General features: G+C 57.6%; 13 protein-coding genes. 10 read left to right on the top strand and 3 right to left on the bottom strand.

Annotated features, from left to right (window positions below; genetic code table 11):
• Window positions 1-3 precede the first annotated feature (3 nt).
• Complete coding sequence (gene fdnG / locus M2433_RS02145) at window positions 4-3,051, bottom strand: formate dehydrogenase-N subunit alpha (protein WP_429052531.1); 3,048 nt, start codon at window positions 3,049-3,051, stop codon at window positions 4-6.
• A gap of 221 nt (window positions 3,052-3,272) precedes the next feature.
• Here fdnG and yddG point away from each other — a divergent pair, with 221 nt between their 5' ends.
• The 3 genes from yddG (at window position 3,273) to M2433_RS02130 (ending at window position 6,372) form a co-directional block, all read left to right on the top strand.
• The gene (gene yddG / locus M2433_RS02140) at window positions 3,273-4,151 is read left to right on the top strand and encodes an aromatic amino acid DMT transporter YddG (RefSeq protein WP_429052529.1); all 879 of its coding nucleotides are present in this window, start codon (window positions 3,273-3,275) and stop codon (window positions 4,149-4,151) included.
• A gap of 620 nt (window positions 4,152-4,771) precedes the next feature.
• Entirely contained in the window at window positions 4,772-5,854 is a 1,083-nt protein-coding gene (gene ompC, locus M2433_RS02135) for a porin OmpC (RefSeq protein WP_429052527.1), read from the top strand.
• Between the two features lie 77 nt (window positions 5,855-5,931).
• The gene (locus M2433_RS02130; RefSeq protein WP_059309986.1) at window positions 5,932-6,372 is read left to right on the top strand and encodes a GFA family protein; all 441 of its coding nucleotides are present in this window, start codon (window positions 5,932-5,934) and stop codon (window positions 6,370-6,372) included.
• Here M2433_RS02130 and M2433_RS02125 read toward each other — a convergent pair.
• Window positions 6,362-7,306, bottom strand: a complete 945-nt coding sequence (locus M2433_RS02125) for a LysR substrate-binding domain-containing protein (protein WP_429052525.1) — start codon at window positions 7,304-7,306, stop codon at window positions 6,362-6,364. The genes M2433_RS02130 and M2433_RS02125 overlap by 11 nt on opposite strands.
• A 170-nt stretch (window positions 7,307-7,476) precedes the next feature.
• Here M2433_RS02125 and M2433_RS02120 point away from each other — a divergent pair, with 170 nt between their 5' ends.
• The 7 genes from M2433_RS02120 to M2433_RS02090 are packed head-to-tail and all read left to right on the top strand — an operon-like array spanning window position 7,477 to window position 13,927.
• A complete protein-coding gene (locus tag M2433_RS02120) occupies window positions 7,477-8,427 on the top strand; it encodes a branched-chain amino acid ABC transporter permease (protein WP_063956486.1) in 951 nt (316 codons plus the stop codon).
• 8 nt (window positions 8,428-8,435) lie between these two features.
• The gene (locus tag M2433_RS02115; protein ID WP_429052523.1) at window positions 8,436-9,542 is read left to right on the top strand and encodes a branched-chain amino acid ABC transporter permease; all 1,107 of its coding nucleotides are present in this window, start codon (window positions 8,436-8,438) and stop codon (window positions 9,540-9,542) included.
• Entirely contained in the window at window positions 9,539-10,306 is a 768-nt protein-coding gene (locus M2433_RS02110; RefSeq protein WP_429052522.1) for an ABC transporter ATP-binding protein, read from the top strand. The genes M2433_RS02115 and M2433_RS02110 overlap by 4 nt, the downstream gene beginning before the upstream one ends.
• Window positions 10,299-11,018, top strand: coding sequence for an ABC transporter ATP-binding protein (locus tag M2433_RS02105; protein WP_429052520.1), 720 nt, complete (start codon window positions 10,299-10,301; stop codon window positions 11,016-11,018). Before M2433_RS02110 ends, M2433_RS02105 begins: the two co-directional genes overlap by 8 nt.
• A gap of 28 nt (window positions 11,019-11,046) precedes the next feature.
• Window positions 11,047-12,204 carry a branched-chain amino acid ABC transporter substrate-binding protein gene (locus tag M2433_RS02100; RefSeq protein WP_429052518.1) on the top strand — a complete coding sequence of 386 codons (1,158 nt, stop codon included), beginning with the start codon at window positions 11,047-11,049 and terminating at the stop codon, window positions 12,202-12,204.
• 17 nt (window positions 12,205-12,221) lie between these two features.
• Window positions 12,222-12,704, top strand: a complete 483-nt coding sequence (locus M2433_RS02095; RefSeq protein WP_059386947.1) for an L-2-amino-thiazoline-4-carboxylic acid hydrolase — start codon at window positions 12,222-12,224, stop codon at window positions 12,702-12,704.
• Window positions 12,701-13,927 carry a Zn-dependent hydrolase gene (locus M2433_RS02090; RefSeq protein ID WP_429052516.1) on the top strand — a complete coding sequence of 409 codons (1,227 nt, stop codon included), beginning with the start codon at window positions 12,701-12,703 and terminating at the stop codon, window positions 13,925-13,927. The genes M2433_RS02095 and M2433_RS02090 overlap by 4 nt, the downstream gene beginning before the upstream one ends.
• Before the next feature lie 8 nt (window positions 13,928-13,935).
• Here the strand turns inward: M2433_RS02090 and M2433_RS02085 are convergent, their stop codons facing one another.
• Window positions 13,936-15,819, bottom strand: coding sequence for a potassium transporter Kup (locus M2433_RS02085; protein ID WP_429052515.1), 1,884 nt, complete (start codon window positions 15,817-15,819; stop codon window positions 13,936-13,938).
• Window positions 15,820-15,870: the final 51 nt, after the last annotated feature.

Raw genomic sequence — 15,870 nt, 5'->3', positions numbered from 1 at the left:
TCCTTACGCTTTCTCGATGTTGACCAGAAACGCCTTGTACTCCGGCGTTTGCGAGTTGGCGTCGCCAACGTTTGGCGTCAGGGTGTTGGCGATGTAGCCTTTCTGCGCCACCCCCTCAAAGCCCCAGTGCAGCGGGATACCGACGGTTTCCACCTGCTGACCGTGCACGTTCAGGGTTTGCAGACGGCGAGTGACCACCGCCACCGCGCGAATAAACCCGCGCTTGCTGCTCACCTTCACGCGATCGCCGTTGGCAATCCCTTTCGCTTTCGCCAGCGTTTCGCTGATTTCCACAAACTGTTCCGGCTGCGCGATGGCGTTAAGCCGCGCGTGCTTGGTCCAGGTGTGGAAATGCTCGGTCAGGCGGTAGGTCGTCCCCACGTACGGGAATTTGTCCTTTTTGCCTAAGCGCAGCACGTCGTCTTCGTAGATACGCACCACCGGGCTGGAGATAACGTTCGGGTGCAGCGGGTTGGTCCCCAGCGGCGTTTCCATCGGCTCGTAGTGTTCCGGGAACGGCCCTTCCGCCAGCTTGTCGAGGGCAAACAGGCGTCCCAGCCCTTCCGGCTGCATGATGAACGGCCCGGTATTGCTACCCGGCGCGGCGGTGTTGTAGTCCGGGATATCGTTCCCCGTCCACTTCGCCCCGTTCCACTGGATCAGCATGCGCTTCGGATCCCACGGCCTGCCGTTGACGTCCGCAGACGCGCGGTTGTACAGCACGCGGCGGTTCAGCGGCCACGCCCATGCCCAGCCCAGCGTATTGCCGAGCCCGGACGGGTCAGCGTTATCGCGGTTGGCCATCTGGTTACCCTGCTCCGTCCAGCTGCCGGTATAAATCCAGCAGGAAGAGGCCGTAGTCCCGTCATCACGCAGCAACGCAAAACTGTTCAGCAGTTGGCCTTTCTTCGCCACCAGATTGCCGTTCGCATCGTAGAGATCGGCCAGCGCCACGCCGTTATTTTCCTTCGCTACCTCTTCCGACTCAGGATGATCCGGCTGCTTATAGCTCCAGCTCATCTTCAGCAGCGGCTCAGCGCCTTTGCCGCCTTCGGTGCGGTACATCTCGCGCAGGCGATGGTAAATCCCGGCCAGGATCTCGCCGTCGTTGCGCGCTTCACCCGGTGCGTCCTGACCTTTCCAGTGCCACTGCAGCCAGCGGCCAGAGTTGGCAATGGAGCCGTCCTCTTCCGCGAAGCAGGTGGACGGCAGGCGGAACACTTCGGTCTGAATCGACGCCGGATCGACATCGTTCGATTCCCCGTGGTTTTGCCAGAAGGTGGAGGTCTCGGTCACCAGCGGGTCGATAACGACCATGTACTTCAGCTTGCTCAGGCTGCGAACCACTTTGTTTTTATCCGGGAACGAGGCCACCGGGTTAAAGCCCTGGCAGATGTACCCCGTGACGTTACCCTTATCCATCATGTTGAAATATTTGATAACGTCGTAGGCTTGGTCCCACTTCGGTAACCACTCATAGCCCCAGTCGTTCTCTTTCTGCGCCGCGTCGCCGTAGAAGGATTTCATCAGGCTGACGTAGAACTTCGGATAGTTGCTCCAGTAGTTCACCTGGTCCGGCAGCGTCGCTTTTGGCGTGTTCGCCGCCAGGTACGTTTGCAGATCCGCCTGCTTTTCCGAAGGCAGCGTCAGGTAGCCCGGCAGGCTGGTGGACAGCAGGCCGAGGTCGGTCAGGCCCTGAATGTTGGAGTGACCGCGCAGGGCATTCACGCCGCCGCCTGCCATGCCCATATTGCCGAGCAGCAGCTGGATCATCGCCATGGTGCGGATGTTCTGCGCGCCGACGGTATGCTGCGTCCAGCCCAGTGCATACAGGAACGTGGTGGTCCTGTCTGCGGCACTGGTAGAGGCCAGCACTTCACACACTTTCAGGAAGTCCGCTTTTGGCGTGCCGCAGATGTTCTCCACCACGTCAGGCGTATAGCGCGACACGTGCTGTTTCAGCAGGTTCCACACGCAGCGCGGATGCGTCAGCGTTTCATCGCGCATCGCGTGGCCGTTCTCATCAAACTGATAGTTCCAGGAGGACTTATCGTACTGGCGCTTTTCGGCGTCATAGCCGCTAAACAGCCCGTCCTCGAAGGCAAAATCATCCCGCACCAGCAGGTTCGCGTTGGTGTAGTGCTTAACGTATTCCGCGTTAATTTTGTTGTTTTCAATCAGGTACAGCAGAACGCCTGACAGGAACGTAATGTCCGTGCCGGAGCGAATAGGCGCATAGATATCCGCCACCGATGCCGTACGCGTAAAGCGCGGATCGACGACGATTAGCGTCGCATCGTTGTTGTTTTTCGCTTCCATCGCCCAGCGGAACCCCACCGGATGGGCTTCAGCGGCGTTACCGCCCATCACCACCACGACGTTCGCGTTTTTGATATCAACCCAGTGGTTGGTCATCGCACCGCGACCAAATGTTGGAGCAAGACTTGCTACCGTTGGTCCGTGTCAGACGCGCGCCTGGTTGTCTACCGCCAGCATGCCGAGAGAGCGCACAAATTTTTGCGTCAGCATGCCGGTTTCATTACTTGCCGCTGAAGCACAGAGCATGCCGGTGGAGAGCCAGCGGTTTACCGTCACGCCCTGCGCGTTCTTTTCAATAAAGTTGGCATCGCGGTCGGCTTTCATTAATTTGGCGATTCGGGAGAAGGCCTCATCCCAGGAGATACGCTGCCACTTGTCAGAGCCCGGCGCGCGGTATTCCGGGTAGCGCAGGCGGTTTTCACTGTGAACGTAGTCCAGCAGCCCCGCCCCTTTCGGGCAAAGTGCGCCGCGGCTCACCGGATGATCCGGATCCCCTTCAATATGATAAATCGCTTCTCTGGCGTTCTTCGCGCCATCGCCCAGGCTATACATTAAAAGCCCACAACCTACGGAACAGTATGTGCAGGTGTTACGGATCTCTTTCGCGCGCAGCAGCTTAAAGTTGCGTGCCTGAGCCAGTGCCATTTTGGGAGCAAAACCCAGTATAGCGGCTGTTGTTCCGGCCATACCGCCCGCGCAGATTTTGAAAAATTGTCTGCGGCTGACGTCCATTGTTGTCCTCGTTATCTGATAAGACTTCGTGGCGCAAACTAACAGCAATGCCCCTGTTTTTTTTGCGTCAAATCAAGGTCATCTCCCTTCCCCCCCTTAATAGTCACCTCCGGTACGGTTAAATACCCCTTTTTGATTAACGGCTTAAGAGAATAATTCGCGACAGCGTCAGGATGAATGCGCTACATTTTCCCTCTGATTTTTATTGCAATGGCTAAGTAATGGACAGAAAGAGAGCAACGCTTATTGGGCTGGCAGCAATACTGTTATGGAGCACCATGGTCGGCCTTATTCGCAGCGTGAGCGAAGGGCTGGGGCCGGTAGGCGGCGCGGCGATGATATACACCCTCAGCGGATTACTGTGTCTGGTGACGGTGGGATTTCCTGATATCAGGCGGTTTTCGCCCCGGTATCTTATTGCGGGTAGCGTTTTATTTGTCAGCTACGAAATATGCCTGGCGCTGTCGCTGGGCTATGCCGCAACGCGCGCTCAGGCCATTGAAGTCGGTATGGTGAATTACCTCTGGCCAAGCCTGACGATTGTGTTTGCCATTTTGTTCAATGGTCAAAAATCTACCCTATGGGTGATCCCCGGGTTAGCCATCTCGCTGCTGGGCGTCTGCTGGGTATTAGGGGGTGAACAGGGGTTACATCTTGATGAAATCACCCGCAATATCGTGTCCAGTCCGCTGAGCTATGCGCTGGCATTCGCCGGGGCATTTATTTGGGCGGCCTACTGCACCGTAACCAGTAAATTTGCGAAAGGGCAAAACGGTATCACCCTGTTTGTTTTGCTGACAGCGCTGAGTCTGTGGGTGAAATATGCCCTCAGCGATCAGCCCGATATGGTGTTCACGCTTCCGGTGGTGGTAAAACTCGTAATGTGCGGAATCGCCCTTGGGTTTGGTTACGCCGCATGGAATATTGGCATCCTTCACGGTAACGTCACGGTTCTGGCTGCCGTATCCTATTTCACCCCAGTCCTCTCAGCCGCGCTTGCCGCCGCGGTGCTGAATTCCCCGCTCTCCTTCTCGTTCTGGCAAGGCGCGCTGATGGTCTGCGCCGGGTCGCTGCTTTGCTGGTACGCAACCAGAAAATAATGGCGATTTTGCTGTCGGATAATATTTATTCCGACAGCAAAAAATTAACATAAATTTAATATGTGAGCGCACGCCAAAATATTTATCTGGACAGTAGAGTACGCGTTTAGATTCTGTTTATATTAGCGTCCTTTCGTAAGTCCCCATTCACTTTTGTTGACATAAATTGACACCCATGAGTGATTAGTTACTTGCGAATACTCACGTTCTTAATAGCACAAAGTGCAATAGTGTGTTTCTGTTTATTTCATTTGATAGAACGAAAATTCCGTGCAATAAAGGTTTAAAACAAGGCGTTACGGCTCGATAAGCCACCAACCCCCACCCAAAGAACGAAAAAACCGATAATTACCCTTTTTTTATAAAACCAGGTTGTAACTATATCGCTGACAATCAATCACGCAAAAAATTGAATGAATATCCACCAATTCACGCCTTTTCACCGCCATTTACCCGATCTCGATCACACTAACTGAAATTATTGCTAATAATTTGAAACTTATTATTGAAATAGGACTACAAGATTTTTAAAAATAGCATGCCATTGACGATCAGCCTCGTTTAGAAATCGTTCAAAGTGGCTCAGGAAATACCTAAGAAAATTATAAGGAATATTTAAGATGAAACTTAAATTAGTTGCAGTGGCAGTGACTTCCATGTTGGCAGCAGGCGTTGTAAACGCGGCTGAAGTTTATAACAAAGACGGTAACAAGCTGGATCTGTACGGTAAAGTAACAGGTCTGCACTATTTCTCTGATGATTCCAGCAACGACGGCGACAAAACTTACGTTCGTCTGGGCTTCAAAGGCGAAACTCAGATCAACGATCAGCTGACCGGTTACGGCCAGTGGGAATATGAATTTAAAGGCAACCGTTCTGAATCTCAGGGCTCTGACGGCAACAAAACCCGTCTGGCATTCGCGGGTCTGAAATTCAACGAATTCGGTTCATTCGACTACGGCCGTAACTACGGTGTTGCTTACGACATCGGCGCATGGACTGACGTTCTGCCAGAGTTCGGTGGCGATACCTGGACTCAGACCGATGGCTTTATGACTGGCCGTACGACTGGCGTTGCAACCTACCGTAACACCGACTTCTTTGGTCTGGTTGACGGTCTGAACGTTGCCGCTCAGTACCAGGGTAAAAACGACCGTAATAACATCACCGAAGCGAACGGTGACGGCTGGGGTCTGTCTTCTACCTATGAAATGGACGGCTTCGGCGTGGGTGCAACCTACGCGAAATCTGACCGTACTGACCGTCAGGTTGCTGCAGGTCGCGTCGCTAACACCGTTAACGCTGGCGGTGAGAACGCAGAAGTTTGGGCTGCTGGCCTGAAATACGATGCGAACAACATCTACCTGGCAACCACCTACTCTGAAACCCGCAACATGACCAACTTCGGTGATGGTTATATTGCGAACAAAGCTCAGAACTTTGAAGTTGTTGCTCAGTACCAGTTCGACTTCGGCCTGCGTCCATCCATCGCTTACCTGAAATCTAAAGGTAAAGACCTGGGTTCATACGGCGACCAGGATCTGGTTGAATACGTTGACGTTGGCGCGAGCTACTACTTCAACAAAAACATGTCTACCTATGTTGATTACAAAATCAACCTGGTTGACGACAACAGCTTCACCAAAGCAACTGGCGTTGCTACCGACAACATCGTAGCTGTAGGCCTGACCTACCAGTTCTAAGATTTGTCACGATAAAAGGCCAGCCCATGTGGCTGGCTTTTTTTATACGGATTTCTGGCGTCAAAAAGGAGTACGCCATGCACATATTCAAAGGACGCTGCTTGTGCGGAATGAGTCAGTTCAGCGTGAGCCTCAACAATTTTGACGTATACGCATGTCACTGCACCCAATGCCAGAAGTGGTCAGGCGGCATTGCCATGTATCTTGAGCCGCAGGGCGAACCGCTTCTTGAGCAAGACTCCATCGCCCCTTCTCATTTCGCGTCATCGGCGCGCGGCGAGCGCTGGTTTTGTCCCGGCTGCGGCTGCCCGCTGTGGTTCAAACTGACCGCAACGTCGCGCTATTTCATTCCCTGGACGCTGCTTGAAATGGGCGAAGATGAGCGACGCCGGCTGGTGCTCGCCGCGGAAATCTACACCGAAACCCAGCCCGCATTTTTTGGCCTGACCGGGCAATACGCGCGATACAGCGGTTCGGAAATTGAAGCGCTGGATAAACAGTGCCTGCTTACCCCGTAAGCGATTCAACGCCTGCAGCCCGACGAAGCCAGTTTTGCAGCAGCTTACCGTCCTCGGTCATCTCTGAATCGGCACGCACGCAGAGGTAATAGTCGCGTCCGTCGTCAATGGGTGAGTCGAATATCTTCACCAGCTCGCCGCTTTCGAGATAAGGCGCGATCAGCGGCTCACGCATCAGCGCACAGCCCAGACCAGCCTGCACGCCTGCCAGCGTCAACAGCCCGTCTTCAAACAGTGGGCCACTGCGCCGCAGAGATCGTTTTACCCCCTGCAACTGAAACCACTGGGGCCAGCTGGTGCGCTCCTCATCGTGCAGCAGCGGCATTTGCAGCAGCTGCTCAGGGGTGTCGATATGGCCATGTACGCGCAAAAACGCGCGGCTGCACACCGGCACCATCTGCCCGGAAATCAGCTTTTCACTCTGATAGCCCGCCCACTGGCCGTTACCAAAACGAATCGACATGTCCGACGCGTCGCTCAGATAGTTTCGGTGGTTGGCATACACCACGTTGATCTCGGTTTGCGGATTGGCGCGCATAAACGCAGGCAAACGCGGGATAAACCATCCCATGCCAAAAAGCGGGATCAGGCTGATGGTGACCTGACGCGTTTGCGCCTGCTCAGCCAGATGCTCCGTCGCCTGGCGCAGCACGTTAAACGCCGCGCGGATCGAGCGGTAGTATTCACGCCCGTGCTGGCTCAAAACCAGCCTGCGCCCCTGACGCTCCGTCAGCGGCATTTGCAGATACCCTTCGAGCACCTTGAGCTGATGGCTGACGGCCGACGGAGAGATAGCCAGCTCCTGCGCGGCCAGCGTGACGCTACCCAGCCGGGCGATGGCCTCAAAGGCACGCACGGCGCGAAGCGGCGGATCGTTTGCCAGGCGACTTTCTGCATACGCAGACAGGCCAACCGATTGTTCTGTTTTATTCATATGTTGATTTCTTTAGGCTTTTTACCCAAAAACAGGTTTTCATTATCTTTATATAAATCATAAAGATAAAACAATATTTATTTATCATAAGAAATAATAGATGCGTATTTTACAATTTAATTCATTTATTAGATGGTAGCCGCAGAAAGAGCACTTTGCGGGTACAAACGTTGGATACACTCATACAACAACTGATCAACGGCGTGATGCTGGGAAGCATCTACGCGCTGATCGCGCTGGGCTATACCATGGTGTATGGCATTTTGCGCATTATTAACTTTGCTCACGGCGATATTTTGATGGTCGGCGCGCTCACCACGCTCTCCGTCATTAACGCCCTGAATGCCGCCTTCCCGCACATGCCGCTGCTGTTGCAGCTCGGCGTTGCCCTGGCGGTGTCGATGGCCGTTTGCGCCCTGCTGGCCATGGCCGTCGAGCGCTTTGCCTACCGCCGCCTGCGCAACGCCCCGCGCCTGGCGCCGCTGATCTCCGGTATCGGCGTTTCGGTCCTGCTGCAAACCGTGGCGATGATTATCTGGACGCGCAACCCGCTGATGTTCCCGCAGATCCTGCCCATGGATCCGATTGCCGTTACGTCGGGAAGTGAAATGCACCCGCCCGCCATCGTGACCGTCACCGGCATTGTCACCGTGGCGCTGGCGCTTGCGGTGATGACCGGGCTGTGGCTGCTGGTGGAATACACTCGTCTGGGCCGCGGCATGCGCGCCGTGGCGGAAAACCCGCGCGTGGCCACGCTGATGGGGGTTAACCCGAACGCCATCATTACCCTGACGTTTGCCATTGGCGGAGCGTTTGCCGCGCTGGCAGGCGTCATGATGGCCAGCAACTACGGCAACGCCAGCTTCTCGATGGGCTTTTTGCCCGGAATCAAAGCCTTCACCGCCGCCGTGCTGGGGGGCATTGGTAACATTCGTGGCGCCATGATTGGCGGGATCCTGCTCGGCATTATCGAAGCGCTGGGCGCGGGCTACCTGGGTGAACTGACCCACGGCGTGTTCGGCAGCAATTATCAGGATGTCTTTGCCTTCATCGTGCTGATTCTGGTGCTGGTCTTCCGTCCGGCAGGCCTGCTGGGCGAGCGCGTGGCAAACAGAGCGTAAGGGACACTATGACAACTCTTCAACTCCAGGCCCCGGCAACGACGCGCAAGTTCTGGTCCGGCATGACGTTATTCTGCCTTGCGCTGCTGGTTGCGCCCGTGGTGGCCACGCAGCTTGGCGGCAACTACTGGGTGCGCGTTATCGACTTCGCCCTGCTCTACATCATGCTGGCGCTGGGGCTCAACATTGTGGTCGGCTATACCGGCCTTCTGGACATGGGCTTTATCGCCTTTTACGCGGTCGGTGCTTACCTCGCGGCGCTGATGGCGTCGCCACACCTGCTGGAGGTGTTCCCGATCCTCGGCGTCTGGTTCCCGGACGGACTGCACACCTCTTATCTGCTCATCATTCCGCTGGCCGCGCTCGTGGCGGCCGTCTGCGGCATCTTGCTGGGTGCCCCCACGCTTAAGCTGCGCGGAGATTATCTGGCGATAGTGACCCTCGGCTTTGGGGAGATTATCCGCATCCTGATGCGTAACCTCGATCGTCCGGTGAACATCACCAACGGTGCCAAGGGCATTACCGGGGTAGATACGCTCAGCCTGTTCGGCCTGAAGTTCAGCGGCGTATACCACTGGTTCGGCGTGAAAGTGCCCGCCCTGTGGCTGTGGTACTACCTGCTGATGGTGGTGATTATCGCGATCGTTTTCGTCTGCCTGCGCCTGCAGCATTCCCGTATTGGCCGCGCCTGGCACGCTATTCGTGAAGATGAGGATGTAGCCCGCGCGATGGGCATCAACGTGCGTAACTATAAGCTGCTGGCCTTCGCGATGGGCGCCTCCTTTGGCGGCGTGGCGGGTGCTCTTTTTGGCGCGTTTCAGGGCTTTGTCTCACCGGAATCCTTCACGTTACAGGAATCCATCGCCGTGCTGGCGATGGTGGTGCTGGGCGGCATGGGGCACATTCCGGGCGTGATCCTCGGCGCGGTACTGCTCACCGCCCTCCCGGAGCTGCTGCGCAGCCAGGCGGCCCCTGTTCAGCAGGCGCTGTTCGGTTCGGTGCTGATTGACCCGGAAGTGTTACGTCAGCTGTTCTACGGCCTGGCGCTGGTGCTGGTGATGCTGGTGCGTCCTTCCGGCATCTGGCCGGTACGCCACAAGGAGGTGAAGGCATGAGTCTGTTAACCGTTCGCCATATGTCAAAACGCTTCGGCGGGCTGACTGCCGTGGATGATGTGTCGATTACCGTGAACAAGGGCGAGATATACGGGCTGATAGGCCCCAACGGGGCGGGAAAAACCACCTGCTTTAACCTGATCACCGGGCTTTATCCGGCGGACAGCGGCGAGTTTTCGATTGCCGATAAGCCCTATTTCCCGAAGCAGATTGAGAAAGTCACCGCCGCCGGGATTGCGCGCACCTTCCAGAACGTGCGCCTCTTTAACGACATGTCGGTGCTGGAAAACGTGATGGTCGGCCGCCACGTGCGCACCCGCAACGGCCTGTGGGCCGCGCTGAGCCGTCACAAACGCGCCCGCGAGGAAGAGCGGCAGACCCGCGAGCTGGCCTGGCACTGGCTGGACTATACCGGCATTGCGCAGTTCGCCCACTACCGCGCCTGCGATCTGGCCTATGGCCACCAGCGTCGTCTTGAAATCGCCCGCGCGCTGGCAACGGATCCGCTCCTGCTGGCGCTGGACGAACCCGCCGCCGGGATGAACGCGGCGGAAAAAGTGGCGCTCGGCGAACTGCTCATCCGCATCCGCGATGACGGCAAAACCCTGCTGATGATTGAACATGACGTCAAGCTGGTGATGGGCATCTGCGATCGCCTGACGGTGCTGGATTACGGCAAAACGCTCGCCTGCGGCACGCCGGAAAGCGTGCGCCGCGACCCTCTTGTGATCGCCGCCTGGCTTGGAGGCAACGCCCATGTCTGAATTACTTAAGGTCGAACGTCTGGACGTGCATTACGGCGGCATACAGGCAGTACGCGACGTCTCCTTTACCCTGCACGAGGGCGAACAGGCGACGCTGATCGGCGCTAACGGCGCGGGAAAAAGCTCCACCGTGCGCGCCATCACCGGGCTGGAAAGCTTTAGCGGCAATATTGAATTTAACGGTAAAGCGGTAGGCAAACACCGCCCCGACGCCCTGCTTCGCGACGGATTGGTCATGGTCCCGGAGGGCCGTGGGATCTTCTCCCGCATGACGGTACTGGAAAACCTGCAGATGGGCGCCTGGCTCAGGCGTGACACCGTCACGGTTAAGCGCGAAATGAATGAGATCTTCGAGCGCTTCCCGCGTCTGGGGGAGCGCCAGCACCAGCTTGCCGGTCTGCTGTCCGGCGGTGAGCAGCAGCTGCTGGCCCTTAACCGCGCCCTGCTCAGCCAGCCGCGCCTGCTGATCCTCGACGAACCGTCGATGGGCCTCGCCCCAAAGATGGTCGAAAACATTTTTACCGTCATCGCCGGCCTGCGCGAGCGCGGCGTCGCCCTGCTGCTTATTGAACAAAACGCCCGCCTGGCGCTGGAGGTAACCGACAGCGCGTGGGTAATGGACAGCGGCAGCATCGTTCATCACGGCCAGTCGAAAGCGATGCTCGATGACGACCAGATTGCACAGATTTATTTGGGCGAAATGCCCGTTTAACAACACCAGCCAACATCAGGGAAATACAATGAAAACAGTAAAAATCAGTGCGCTCAGCGCCGCTATTCTGCTCGGTGGTTTTGCCTCAACGTCCTCGTGGGCCGCTGACAGCGAAACCGTGGTTATCGGTCTGGCGGGTCCGCTCACCGGCCCGTCTGCCCGTATCGGTAAAGATCTGGAAAACGGCGCGCAGCTGGCTATCGATGACATCAACAAGCAGCACCCGACCATCGGCGGCAAGGCGGTGACCTTCAGGCTGCAGTCTGAAGACGATCAGTCCGATCCGCGCACCGCCGTAGCCGTCGCGCAGCGTCTGGTCGACAGCGGCGCGGCGGGCGTGGTTGGGCACTGGAACACCGGTACCAGCATTCCTGCGGCACGCGTTTATCACGATGCGGGCATCGCGCAGGTGGCACCGGTCGCGACCGGCCACGCGTATACCCAACAGGGTTTTGACACCAGCTTCCGCGTGATGGGCCACGACGACGACGGCGGCCAGCTCGCCGGCCAGTACGCGGTGAATACCCTGAAGGCCAAACGCATTGCGGTGATCGACGATCGTACCGCCTTTGGTCAGGGTCTGGCGGACCAGTTTATCAAATCGCTTGAAGCGCAGGGCGTGAAGATTGTCGATCGTCAGTACGTGGATGACAAAACGGTTGATTTCAGCGCCGTGTTGACCGCCATTCGCAGTAAAAATGCCGATCTGATCTTCTTCGGCGGCGTCGACAGCCAGGCCGCACCGCTGGCGCGCCGCATCAAACAGCTGGGCATGAAGGCCACGCTGATGGGCGCAGGCGGATTCGTCAGCCAGACGTTCCTGCAGCTGGCGCAAAAAGAGGGAGAAGGCGTTGTCGCCCTGGAGCCGGGCCTGCCGGTTGACCAGATGCCGGGCGGCAAAGCGTTTGAACAGGCCTATCAGGCACGCTACCACACCCATATCGAACTGCACGCCCCGTTCGCCTATGACGCCACCCGCGTGCTGGTGGCGGCAATGGAAAAAGCAGACTCCGTGGAGCCGTCCGCCTACCTGCCCGCCCTGCGCGCCATTAGCTACTCCGGCGTTACGGGTGAGATCGCGTTTGATAAAGAGGGCAACCTGAAAGCGCCTTCGTTCACGGTCTACAAGGTTGTCGACGGCAAATGGCAGCCGCAGACCGTGCTGGGCGGCGCAAAAGCGAAGTAACGCAGCGAGGCAATGTGATGAGTGATAATAACGAGCTGGGCATTCTCGCCCGCCGCAAAATTGAAGCAGAAATTATTAAGCCAATTTATGAAATCCTGGTGCGCGAGATAGGGAAAACCCGCGCCCAGGCGGTGATTGGCGAGGCCATTGAGCAGGCCGCGATTGACGCTGGCAAAGCCTTTGCCAGCAAAGAGCCCAACGGCACGGACGTCAAAAGCTTTATCGCCCTGCAGTATCTGTGGGAGAAAGATAATGCCCTCGACGTGAAGGTGATCGACGCCGACGACCAGCAGTACAACTACAACGTCACCCGCTGCCGCTACGCGGAGATGTACCACGAGATGGGGCTGGGGGAAATTGGCCACCTGCTTTCCTGCGCGCGCGATGAAAAGTTCATCGTTGGCTATGCGCCGGACGTGAAGCTGACCCGCACCACCACCATCATGCAGGGCGGCGCGTGCTGTGATTTCCGCTACCGCAGCACTAAGGACAAGCCATGATCCGCGTCAACGCCGAACGGCTCTGGTCAACGCTTGAGATGATGGCGCAGATCGGCGGCACGCCCGCCGGGGGCGTGACCCGCCTGGCGCTGAGTGAGGAAGATCGTATTGCGCGTAACCTGCTGCGCGACTGGGCGCAGGAGGCGGGTTTTACCTGCGACGTCGACAGCATGGGCAACATGTTTATCCGTCGCGCGGGGAAAAACCCGGCGCTGGCGCCGGTCATGACCGGCTCGCACGTGGATACCCAGCCGCTGGGCGGCAACTACGACGGGGTTTACGGCGTGCTGGCCGGGCTGGAGCTGCTGCGCACCCTCAATGACCATACCGTTGAGACAGAACGCGACATTGTGCTGGTGAACTGGACTAACGAAGAAGGCGCGCGCTTCGCGCCAGCCATGCTCGCCTCTGGCGTCTGGGCAGGCCAGCTTACCGAGGCGTTTGCTTACGCCCGGATGGACAGCAAGCGCGTCACGGTCCGCGAGGCGCTTGAAGCAATCGGCTACCGCGGTGACATCCCTGCCCGCGCGTTTCCGGTTCACGCCTGCTACGAGCTGCACATCGAACAGGGCCCGATTCTGGAAGATGAAGGTCTGGATATCGGGCTCGTCCGCGCCGCAATGGGCCAGCGCTGGTTTACCCTGACGCTGGACGGTTTCGCCGCCCATGCCGGAACTACGCCGATGCACAGCCGCCGCGACGCGCTGACCGCCTTCGCCGAGCTGACGCTGAAGGTGGAAGAGATTGGTTATCGGCATGCCCCAGACGGACGCGCGACAATTGGTATGGCGCAGGTTACGCCGAACTCGCGCAACGTCGTGCCGTCGCGCGTGGTATGCAGCGTGGAGTTTCGCCACCCTTCACAGGAGGCGCTGGAAGCCATGGAAGCGGCGCTGCATAAGGTGGCTGAAAGCCTGAGCCTGCGTGGCGTGACCGCTTCCGTTGAACGCATTTTTGACTATGCGCCCATCGCGTTTGATGCCGAATGTCTGGCCCGCACGGAGAAGGCCGTGGCGGCGCTGGGCTATTCGTCGAAGCCGATGGTCTCCGGCGCGGGACATGACACCTGCTACGTCAGCAAGATTGCGCCTGCCAGCATGATATTTATCCCCTGCGTTAAAGGCATCAGCCATAACGAAGCGGAGAGGATCCTCCCGGAATGGTCGGAGAAAGGGGCGAACGTGTTGTTACACAGCGTTCTCTCCGCGGCCAAGGAGGAATAGGCGCGGCGCTATACGGCAACGCGCCGGCTGATTTCGACAACCCGATCGCTGGGAAGGTGGTAATGGTTGATGACGTGCGTGCAGTTGCGCTTCATGAAGGCAAAAATGTGCCGTTGCCACGCCGCCATACCGGCCCCGCCTTCGCCTGCCACAATCGTTTCATGCCCGACATACCAGGTGGCATCATCCGTGGCAAACAGCGCATTAATCTCGCTGACGCCCTGCAGCAAACGCGGGATGTCCGGGTGTTCCATAAAGCCGTACTGCGCCACGCCGTGCCAGTAGCCCGGCGCGCGCTGCTCCACGCTGATGCGCTGTTCTTCTCCGACGTAGGGCACGTTGAGAATATCAATGGTCAGCGACAGCACATCCTGCTGTAGCGCCCGGTTTCGCGCGACGTGCCAGCGCATCACCGGCGGGATATTGTTCCGGGTACGGGTCAAAAATACGGCGGCGCCCGCCACTCTGGGCACCGTCTTTTGCTTAAGCTGGGCAAAGAACGCATCCACGCTGACGCCCTTCTCACCCACCGACGCGGAGACCGCCCGAACGCCGCGGTGCCAGATTAACATCACCGTACAAATGGCGGCCGCCATCAGGAGCGGAATGTAGCCGCCTTCCAGGACCTTAATCAGGTTGGCGAATAAGAAGGTGGCATCAACCACGAAGAAACAGAGGGCGATGACCGCGCTGCTGAGCAGGCTCCAGCGCCATATTTCCCGCATGGCGACAAACAGCAGCCCCGTCGTCATCAGCATGGTTAACGACACGGCAATGCCGTACGCGGCGGCAAGCTTATCGGAGGATTTGAAGAACACGACCAGCCCGATGGTCACCACCATCAGCAGCCAGTTTATTGTCCCGATATAGATCTGACCGTAGCTCTCTGCCGCCGTCTGTTTAATGCGTATTCGCGGTAGCCAGCCAAGCTGAATGGCCTGGCGGGTCATGGAAAAGGCGCCGGTGATGATTGCCTGACTGGCGATAATTGTTGCCAGCGCGGCAAGCACGATAAGCGGAACCTGCAGCACCGGCGGGCACAGCAGGTAAAAGAGATTTTGTTTGCTGTCGGCCCCCGCCAGGATCAGCGCCGACTGGCCGGCATAGTTGAGCAGCAGGGACGGAAAAACGACGCCGTACCAGGCAAGCCAGATCGGCTTTTTACCGAAATGCCCCATGTCGGCATACAGGGCCTCGGCCCCCGTTACGCAGAGAAAAACGCCGCCCAGGACCAGGAAGCTGGTGTACCCGTTTGAGAACAAAAACGCGATGCCGTAAGCCGGATTCAGGGCCAACAGTACCGAAGGGTGTTGAATGATGCCCCAGACGCCCAGCGCGGCAATCGCCAGAAACCACAGCGCCATCACCGGGCCAAATATTTTCCCTATGCGGGCGGTACCAAAAGGCTGGATCAGGAACAGCGCCAGCAGAACCGCGACAGTGAGGGGTAAGATGTACGGCTGCGATTCAGGAATGACCATCTCCAGCCCTTCCAGCGCGGAAAGCACCGAGATGGCCGGGGTTATCGCCCCGTCACCGTAAATCAACGCTGCGCCGATAAGGGCGGCAAAAATCACCCAGCGCCCGCCTTTCCCTTTTTCCACCAGCAGCGACATCAGGGCCATGATGCCGCCCTCGCCATGATTATCAATTCGCATGGCGAAGGCGGCATATTTTATGGATGTCACCAGGATGAGCGTCCAGGTAATCAGGGAGAGCAGGCCCAGTATGACGCCGGGCGTCGGGTCATGCTCAGAGAGCGAAAGCACCGTTCTGAAGGTATAAAGCGGGCTGGTGCCGATATCGCCAAAAACGACGCCCAGCGCCCCACCTGCAAGCAGGGTTAACCGGGTGAAGGGTTGAGACGGTTCACTGCTTTGGCGCGGGCTCATATTTTCCAGCAAGAGTCAGATAATCCTTTAAAAAACATAGCCCATCTGCCC

The organism is Enterobacter sp. AC1 (assembly GCF_050434705.1).
GTDB classification, from domain to species: domain Bacteria; phylum Pseudomonadota; class Gammaproteobacteria; order Enterobacterales; family Enterobacteriaceae; genus Enterobacter; species Enterobacter cloacae_L.
The sequence above is the reverse complement of the archived record's forward strand: the minus strand, read 5'-3'. Positions and strand labels throughout refer to the sequence as shown.

Coding starts and splice junctions, on each gene's coding strand:
- M2433_RS02095 (WP_059386947.1), top strand. CDS start 12,222: ATGAGTGATAATAACGAGCTGGGCATTCTCGCCCGCCGCAAAATTGAA.
- M2433_RS02125 (WP_429052525.1), bottom strand. CDS start 7,306: ATGAATAAAACAGAACAATCGGTTGGCCTGTCTGCGTATGCAGAAAGT.
- M2433_RS02100 (WP_429052518.1), top strand. CDS start 11,047: ATGAAAACAGTAAAAATCAGTGCGCTCAGCGCCGCTATTCTGCTCGGT.
- M2433_RS02130 (WP_059309986.1), top strand. CDS start 5,932: ATGCACATATTCAAAGGACGCTGCTTGTGCGGAATGAGTCAGTTCAGC.
- M2433_RS02115 (WP_429052523.1), top strand. CDS start 8,436: ATGACAACTCTTCAACTCCAGGCCCCGGCAACGACGCGCAAGTTCTGG.
- M2433_RS02090 (WP_429052516.1), top strand. CDS start 12,701: ATGATCCGCGTCAACGCCGAACGGCTCTGGTCAACGCTTGAGATGATG.
- M2433_RS02085 (WP_429052515.1), bottom strand. CDS start 15,819: ATGAGCCCGCGCCAAAGCAGTGAACCGTCTCAACCCTTCACCCGGTTA.
- ompC (WP_429052527.1), top strand. CDS start 4,772: ATGAAACTTAAATTAGTTGCAGTGGCAGTGACTTCCATGTTGGCAGCA.
- M2433_RS02110 (WP_429052522.1), top strand. CDS start 9,539: ATGAGTCTGTTAACCGTTCGCCATATGTCAAAACGCTTCGGCGGGCTG.
- yddG (WP_429052529.1), top strand. CDS start 3,273: ATGGACAGAAAGAGAGCAACGCTTATTGGGCTGGCAGCAATACTGTTA.
- M2433_RS02105 (WP_429052520.1), top strand. CDS start 10,299: ATGTCTGAATTACTTAAGGTCGAACGTCTGGACGTGCATTACGGCGGC.